Source organism: Thalassospira sp. CH_XMU1420-2, assembly GCF_037029325.1.
GTDB classification, from domain to species: domain Bacteria; phylum Pseudomonadota; class Alphaproteobacteria; order Rhodospirillales; family Thalassospiraceae; genus Thalassospira; species Thalassospira povalilytica.
On the sequence record NZ_JAYMEG010000049.1, the window covers coordinates 1 to 1,339 of the forward strand.

2 protein-coding genes are annotated in these 1,339 nt (G+C 54.7%); both read left to right on the forward strand.

Annotated features, from left to right (window positions below; genetic code table 11):
* Positions 1-105: 105 nt before the first annotated feature.
* Positions 106-639 (forward strand): type IV conjugative transfer system lipoprotein TraV, encoded by a 534-nt coding sequence (gene traV, locus WA429_RS21170; RefSeq protein ID WP_336107904.1) that lies wholly within the window; start codon positions 106-108, stop codon positions 637-639.
* Positions 640-702: 63 nt separating this feature from the next.
* Positions 703-1,032, forward strand: coding sequence for a TraA family conjugative transfer protein (gene traA, locus WA429_RS21175; RefSeq protein ID WP_336107905.1), 330 nt, complete (start codon positions 703-705; stop codon positions 1,030-1,032).
* Positions 1,033-1,339 lie beyond the last annotated feature (307 nt).

Genomic DNA, 1,339 nt, shown 5'->3' on the forward strand with positions numbered 1-1,339 from the left:
AATTCTGGAGATTGACCCGGGGCGTGCACTCTCCTTCGTTCTGATCAAACCGCTTGAGATGAAGTTCAAAGTCATCAAAGCCAAAACCTCACAAGGATAGGACCCGTGGAAGTTTTCAATAAGTTCCGGCCATCGTTTGGCCGTGTCGCAAGCGGAGCAGCAATGATCTTCCTCTCAGGGTGTTCTCTGACGATGGGACAAAATGAATTTTCTTGCTCGGGGCTCCCGGAAAAAGGGATCTGCATGAGCGCCTGGGACACGTACGCCGCGACAAATGATCGAGACAGTCTTGAGGGGTACGTTCCTGCAGGAATGGAAACCACTGTCAATGCAGACCAGGCGGCAACAAAGCCTTTGCAAGATTCTGGACAGCAAGCGGCGATAGCCGCGTCCACGCAAGTTATGACGCGAAAGCAAGTACCCGCGCCACTGCCACCGGGGATTACGACACCGGTTCGTAGCCCGGCCAAGGTGATGCGTATTTGGTTTGCGCCATACGAAGACGAAGGTGCGCTGATCGCGCCGTCCTACGTCTTCTCGGAGGTCGAGCAACGCCGTTGGATGCTCGGGCTCGATGAACCTGCCGAAAGTAAGAACATCACGCCACTCAAAGTTATATCTCCAGAAAAAGGACTATGATCGATGTCTGAGAACACCGATACGACCTGCGCCGCTCCGAAAGGGGGAGCAGGGACAAAAACGATGATTGCTCTCGCAGCGGCCGCTGCGGTCTGCCTGTATCAGTCGCCAGCGTTGGCTGGTACAGGTGGGTCGGAGTTCGATGCGTTGCTGCAGATGGTAACCGACTGGTCAGAAGGTACGCTTGGTAAGGTGATTGCCATTGTCGGCTTGATGATGGGGCTCGGCTACACGGCAATTGGTGGTGGTGCGCGCGGCGCGATTGGCGGCGTGATTGCAGCGGCCGGTTTCAGCTATGGCCCGGATGTCATCGACGGGATTGTGTCTGCGACATTGCCAATGACAGGCCCGGTCATCGATCTGGCATCCTTGCCGAACTATACGCTCTACTGATCTCCAAAACCCCAATTTCCAAAACTGGCCCGGCCCGCGCCGGGCTTTTTTTTGCTTGATCACCGTCAAACGACATTTTTTTGCATCTAGCGGCACAAACCCCGGCTGAAACTATGCCAGTTCATCATGACGTCGTTGCCCGCACATGTTCTGGGAATGGATTGATGAGACAGCTGAAGCACATTTGGAAAGCGTTTTTCTTAACCGGAAGTTTGGTCGTAATGGGAGCCAGCCTCTCATCTGCCGAGCCCACGGTCACAGTTCAGCTGAACGAAGCAGAGCTGACCGACGGTGCAGTTATCGAAAG

Excerpts from the sequence above, each read along its gene's own strand:
- traA (WP_336107905.1), top strand. The coding sequence starts at position 703 with ATGATTGCTCTCGCAGCGGCCGCTGCGGTCTGCCTGTATCAGTCGCCA.